This window comes from Methylobacterium bullatum (genome assembly GCF_014845095.1).
GTDB classification, from domain to species: Bacteria; Pseudomonadota; Alphaproteobacteria; order Rhizobiales; family Beijerinckiaceae; genus Methylobacterium; species Methylobacterium bullatum.
Map to the genome: position 1 here is coordinate 1 of NZ_NKUG01000265.1, position 5,622 is coordinate 5,622.

6 protein-coding genes are annotated in these 5,622 nt (G+C 63.6%); 4 read left to right on the forward strand and 2 right to left on the reverse strand.

Annotation, left to right across the window (positions count from 1 at the left end):
* Positions 1–270: 270 nt before the first annotated feature.
* Both MBTS_RS22915 and MBTS_RS22920 read left to right on the forward strand, forming a co-directional pair.
* The gene (locus tag MBTS_RS22915; RefSeq protein ID WP_192216568.1) at positions 271–1,857 is read left to right on the forward strand and encodes a DUF927 domain-containing protein; all 1,587 of its coding nucleotides are present in this window, start codon (positions 271–273) and stop codon (positions 1,855–1,857) included.
* Positions 1,858–2,210: 353 nt separating this feature from the next.
* Positions 2,211–3,317 (forward strand): FAD-binding domain-containing protein, encoded by a 1,107-nt coding sequence (locus tag MBTS_RS22920; protein ID WP_192216571.1) that lies wholly within the window; start codon positions 2,211–2,213, stop codon positions 3,315–3,317.
* A gap of 179 nt (positions 3,318–3,496) precedes the next feature.
* On the opposite strand, the gene MBTS_RS24265 is transcribed toward MBTS_RS22920, so the two are convergent.
* Positions 3,497–3,724 (reverse strand): DUF4113 domain-containing protein, encoded by a 228-nt coding sequence (locus tag MBTS_RS24265; RefSeq protein ID WP_373321328.1) that lies wholly within the window; start codon positions 3,722–3,724, stop codon positions 3,497–3,499.
* Entirely contained in the window at positions 3,702–3,839 is a 138-nt protein-coding gene (locus MBTS_RS24180) for a hypothetical protein (protein WP_308445002.1), read from the reverse strand. Before MBTS_RS24180 ends, MBTS_RS24265 begins: the two co-directional genes overlap by 23 nt.
* A gap of 671 nt (positions 3,840–4,510) precedes the next feature.
* On the opposite strand from MBTS_RS24180, the gene MBTS_RS22930 reads away from it, so the two are divergent.
* Both MBTS_RS22930 and MBTS_RS22935 read left to right on the forward strand, forming a co-directional pair.
* On the forward strand, positions 4,511–5,146 hold the full coding sequence (locus MBTS_RS22930; RefSeq protein ID WP_192216569.1) for an NAD(P)-dependent oxidoreductase: 636 nt from the start codon (positions 4,511–4,513) through the stop codon (positions 5,144–5,146).
* Positions 5,147–5,206: 60 nt separating this feature from the next.
* The coding region (locus MBTS_RS22935; protein ID WP_192216570.1) for a carotenoid oxygenase family protein at positions 5,207–5,622 on the forward strand (416 nt) is incomplete at its 3' end.

The following is a 5,622-nucleotide window of genomic DNA, read 5'->3' on the forward strand; positions in this document are numbered from 1 at the left end:
GGGGTGGGGGGTGACAACACTGCGATACCCCACCGGCCAATTATGGGGTGCCCCTTCAGCAGGGTGGGAAGGGTGGGACGGTGGGAAGCTCTCGCAGTCTGACTATCGACCTCAACTTTATAGAAAGCAGCCACGATGTCCGCACCAGTTGGCAAACAGAAAGCTCGATCCGACCTAGCGCGGCATTCGCATGAACGGACCGGTGCCGCATCGGCAAGAGGGTCAATCAAGTCAAGCGTTGGCCCGGCCAAGCCTCGCATCCTCGATAGGGTGATTGACCAAGAGGAAGACCGTTGGGTCCGTTATGGGACACCCACTCGAGCGCTTTGGATCCGGGTATCAGAGTTCACACGAACCGACGTTTTCTCACAGCTCGCCAATATCGATCCAAGTCTCATCGAGCCGGCCGCGCAGCGGGCGCTGCGTAGCGAAGTCGCAAAAGTCGAGCCCTACAGGTCGGCCTTTGTCGCAGGTACTCCGGGGTGGATCGAGGGCCATTTCGTGTTGGGTGACGGGGGCCTTTTGCAGCCACCGCTCGATCCCCGCGAAGTCATTGTCACCTTTCCGCGAAACTCCAAGTTTGCGGCGTGCGGCAGCTTAGCCGAATGGCAGGCGGGGATCGGACCGATTGTGGCCCGGCAGCCCTTGGCCCTGTTCGCTCTGTCTGTTGCTTTCGTCGGACCTCTTTTGCCGTTCGTCCCACCGGACTACCTCAGTCCCCTATTTGAACTCGTTGGCGATCCGGGCTGCGGAAAATCGACGCTCGGCATGCTCGCGGCGTCTGTTTGGGCCGGTGATCGCAACAGTAACTGCGGCGGGGGCGAAACCTGGAATCTAACGCCGGGCCGTTTCGACGAAACGAAACTGGCGCATCGACACATGCTTTTGCTGCTCGACGAAGCCAATCTCGCTGGAGCGTCTAAGGAAGCGCGAAAGCAACTGATCCACCAAGCTGTGTTCGGCCTCTCAAACACAGGGCAGAGGCAGCGCAGCGGCGACCAGCTAACCAAGCCCCACGCGCACTTGGCTGTTCTCAGCACCAGCAACCGATGCCTAAGCGATCTCATCGAAGGCTCCGAAGCCGAACGCGGTGCCCTCACTGAACGCATGGTGACGATCTCGATAGCTCGCGAACGTTCCTACGGCGTGCTTGATCATCTGCCATCTGGTTACAGCGGTGCGGCTGCGGCTGTCGAAGCATTGCGCGCCGCCAGCAACGAGCATTGGGGTACTGCGGGCACGGCATTTATCGAACGAATGCAAGGTCAGATTGCCCGCGACGAGGAAGCTTTTAGAGGGACACTCAAGCGCGTCTTGGATCGCCATCGTGAGGCATTGAGCGCGGACATCGAGAAGGAGCGAGTTCGAAAATGCTTTGCTCTTGTCGCACTTGCGGGAATGCTCGCACGCCGTTGGGGGATCATCCCAAAGGCTTGGGGCTCCTCTGCGCCAGCGGTATATGCCGTTGCACGGGAGGCTGCGGGCAATCAGAAATCCCGTAGCCAAAGTGCATCGGTTACGCCCATCCAGCAGATCCGAACTTATTTTGAGAAGCATCGGACGGATGTGGTCGATGTCAGCACGTTGCAGGCTCCCCTATCAAAGGTTGCTTTCGAGGCTACCGCCGGCTTCGTAAAACAAGTTGAGGGCGCAACCGAATTGATGATCCCCGCTCGCCGTTTTCAGGAAGCGTTCCCACAGCATGAGGCGCTGATGCGAGTATTACGGGACGATGGACAAGCACGAACGGAAAGTGGCCGAAAGCCCAAGCTGACGATCAAGACTCCCAGAGCGATTTGCGGTGATGGCCGCGTCTACTGCGTGAAGCTCGATATGGCTGACCCTGAACCGTCCTGACGCATCATTTTGAGGCCACGACCGCCCTCCTTGGCCTACGCGGCATAAGAGACCGGGATGTTACCGATCCCGGTCTTTCAGGGCAGTCGGCGCATATAGAACCAAGCGGGCGAGTTACGCGTAACTCCAAGGCCGCTGGGGAGAGCCCCCTTTCCCTTGCTACCGGATGCGGTTGCAGCCGTTGCGTGCCCCCAACGGGTCCGACCTGCCTTTGGCCGAGATGGCCTTCGTGGGCCGCTTGTGACGCCTCCAGGGGCATGGCGCCTATACGGGTGCCCCTTACCCTCGAAAAACGGTCGCATCGGCGTTTCCTCGCCGCGCGCTACCTCACGGTCATGGATCGCATTTTCCCTATGACCCGTGCCGCCGGGCTCGAACGCCTCGCCGCCTTCCTTGCGGATGAAGGAGCCGAGTATGCCGGGTCCCGCAACTTCGACCTGGGGCTCGAAGGGAGGTCCACGACCTCGGCGCTTTCCCCCTACCTGCGCCGGCGCCTGATCACCGAGGCCGAAGTCGTCGCTGCGGTCGTCGCTGCCTTCGGCGATGAGGGCGCCAAAAAGTTCGTTAGCGAGGTGTTCTGGCGGACCTACTTCAAGGGGCATTTGGAAACCCATCCCGCCGCGTGGACAGGCTACCTGGCACTGGCCGCCGAGGGCCATGAGCGGATCGCTGCCGAACCGGGCCTGCGGCGGACCTATGAGGCTGCGATTGAGGGGCGGAGCGGCATCGATTGCTTTGACGCCTGGGCGAGCGAACTCATCGAGACAGGCTGGCTCCATAACCACGCACGCATGTGGTTCGCCTCGATTTGGATCTTCACCCTTCGCCTGCCCTGGGCCCTCGGTGCCGAGTTCTTCATGCGCCACCTCCTCGATGGCGATCCGGCCAGCAATACATTGTCCTGGCGCTGGGTCGCCGGCCTGCACACCCGGGGCAAGCACTATGTCGCCCGCGCCGAAAACATCCGGCGGTACACTAACGGGCGCTTCGATTCGGTCGGCCTCGATGAGTACCCCGATGCGCTCGACGAGCCGATGCCGCCGCGAGAGGTACCGTTACCGCCGGCCGACGCCCTGCCCGACGGCGAGGTGGCGTTGCTCCTGCACCTTGACGACCTGCACCCGGAGAGCCTCCCCCTCGGCACCGCACGGGTCGTTCGCATTGGTGGGCTCGTTGCTCATGCCGACGGCGCCTCCGACCAGGTCAAGGTTGCGGATCAATCCGCGATGGCCGATGGGTTGGCTCGCGCCGAGGCCCATTTCGGATGCGCCGCTGGCCACACTCATAGCGGTTGGGCCTACGGCCTGCCGGTTGTGACCGCCTGGGCCCCGGTCGGGCCATCAGCGATGGCGCTGCCAGAGGGTTGCCTGCGTGTGCGACGGGCTGGGGACGAGAATGCTTGGCCACTGGCAACCCGCGGCTATTCCCGGCTGAGAAAAGCCATCCCCCAACTCATATGAGGGGCCGCCGCCTGACTGGCGAGATTGCTTGCTGTGCTTGCCTTCGTCGGCGTTCGCGGGCGAGCGGTCCTGCAGACCATTCACTGCGGCACCGATGTTGACCATCAACGCCGAGAGCCAGCTGGATTTCCAGGCGGTCGCCCCCAGTGTTACACGAGGCCACGACCTTTCTTCCTGGCCTATGCGGAACCCACGACCGGGATGTCGTCGATCCGGGTGGTGTAGCGCGGCGACCTCATATCAAATCTCGTGGACCACGTTCGCTGTGCCCCGAAGCCGGCTGTGCTGGCAGCACCGCCCCGCGCCCCCAGCGGCGGTTGCAGACGTCGAAAGCATCCATAATCGCCCCACCTGCTCGCGTTCGAGACCGTCGAACAGTGCCCGCTATGAAGTCGCCAGCGGCCCAAGATCGACGGTGATGACGCCAGACTTTGAGTATCGGTAGCCGGTTTTCCAAATCCGCCGCACGCCCACCGGCGCCGCCTTGATCAGCACCAGGGTGTCTGACGTCGCTTCGGGCATTCGGACCTCCCACAGACAAAACAATCTCGTTGTCGTGGTTTTCACCTATGAACCGCCTATGCCCAAAATCACCACGTCAATCTCGGGCACCGCTTCGAGGTACGTCGCGTAAAGGATCACCGGATAGCGAAACCGCTACCAAGAAGGCGAAACTGCTTTCTTATAAGCACTCTTATAGGAATACGGACATGGCAACTCGTTTAGAAGCATTTGATGCGGCTGAAATTCGGAAGCGCGATGCAAGAGAGCATGCACGCATTCACACAAGGCGAATGCTCGCTGAGTGGAAAGGGAACCGGTACACCTTATTGATCGAAGTCATTTCCTACGCCGTCGGAGTGATGTCGGTGTACTATGGCCGCGGTGGGTCCGACACGGTTCTGAGCATCATGGCGACCATCTACCGGAAGCGCGGAATCTACGTGCGCGCTCAGTAGCACCATCGTCGTTGGGCTGCAGGATCCACATGCCTGCAGCCCATCACACTGACCTTCCGCTTCCCACCCAAGCTGGTCGTAGAGCGGACGGGCAGGTGCTGACCTGCCTCGGTCACTTCATGCTCTCAATCCTGAAGCCGCGAAGCGGACATTCGCCCCCGGTCAAGCGGACACATGGTGCGCGGGCCCGCGGTAGGGTCTTGTGCGTAGATCCGCGACGGTGAGGGAGTGCACATGGCCCATATCCTCATTCTGGGCGCCAGCAAGGGCGTCGGCCTGGAGACCGCCAAGGCGGCATTGGCGGCGGGACACCGAGTTCGGGCCTTCGCGCGCTCGGCCTCCGGCATCGACCTCTCGGGTGACGAACTCGAGCGGTTCACGGGCGACGCTCTGGATGCGGGCGACGTCGCCCGCGCCCTCGACGGGGTCGACGTCGTGGTGCAGGCGCTCGGCGTGCCGGTGCGGGACCTGCTCGGGCCCGTGCGCCTGTTCTCGGACGCCACCAACCTGCTCGTGCCCGCGATGGAACGGGCCGGGGTGGCCCGCCTCATCGCGGTGACCGGCTTCGGCGCCGGGGACAGCCGTGACGCGATCGGCCTGCTGCAGCGTCTGCCGTTCCGCCTGATGCTCGGGCGCGCCTACGACGACAAGGATGCCCAGGAGATGCGCATCCGCCGCAGCGGCCTCGCCTGGACGCTGGTGCGCCCCGGCATCCTGACGAGCGGCGCCGCCACGGGCCGCTACCAGGCGCTGACCGAGCCGTCGACGTGGCACAACGGCCGGATCCCCCGGGCGGACGTGGCGGCATACATCGTCGGCCAGATCGCAGAACCGTCCCACGCCGGCAGGGCCGTCGTCCTCGTCCGGTGACGGAGGACGCCCCGCGTCATGACGGCCCTCGCCCGCCGCACCGCCCCGAGAACGCGACCGATGCCGAACCCTTTCGAATCCAGCCTGCGTTTCGCCGCCGAGGGCCTCGTCGCGCTGGTGGCGGCCTGCAACCGGCTACGCCTGCCGCGGACGCCGCACCCTTTTGTGGTCGGCGTGCATGCGCCGATGCGTGAGGAACTGACGCTGTGGGACCTGCCCGTGACCGGAACGATCCCGGCGGGGCTCGACGGGCGCTACCTCAAGATGGGTGCCAACCCGGCCAGCCGGACGAGGCGAGGCCATGACTGGTTCCTGGGCGACGGCATGGTGCACGGTCTCTGCATCAAGGGCGGCAGGGCCCTGTGGTACCGCAACCGCTGGATCGGCTCGCGTGCGGCATCCGCGGCACTCGGCCGGCCCGCCGCGCCTGGACCGCGCCGGGGCGACGATACCGTTAACACCAACGTTGTCGAGAT

What these genes read in the sequence shown, in the direction of transcription:
- MBTS_RS22930 (WP_192216569.1), top strand. Translation starts at nt 4,511, where the DNA reads ATGGCCCATATCCTCATTCTGGGCGCCAGCAAGGGCGTCGGCCTGGAG.
- MBTS_RS24180 (WP_308445002.1), bottom strand. Translation starts at nt 3,839, where the DNA reads ATGCCCGAAGCGACGTCAGACACCCTGGTGCTGATCAAGGCGGCGCCG.
- MBTS_RS22920 (WP_192216571.1), top strand. Translation starts at nt 2,211, where the DNA reads ATGACCCGTGCCGCCGGGCTCGAACGCCTCGCCGCCTTCCTTGCGGAT.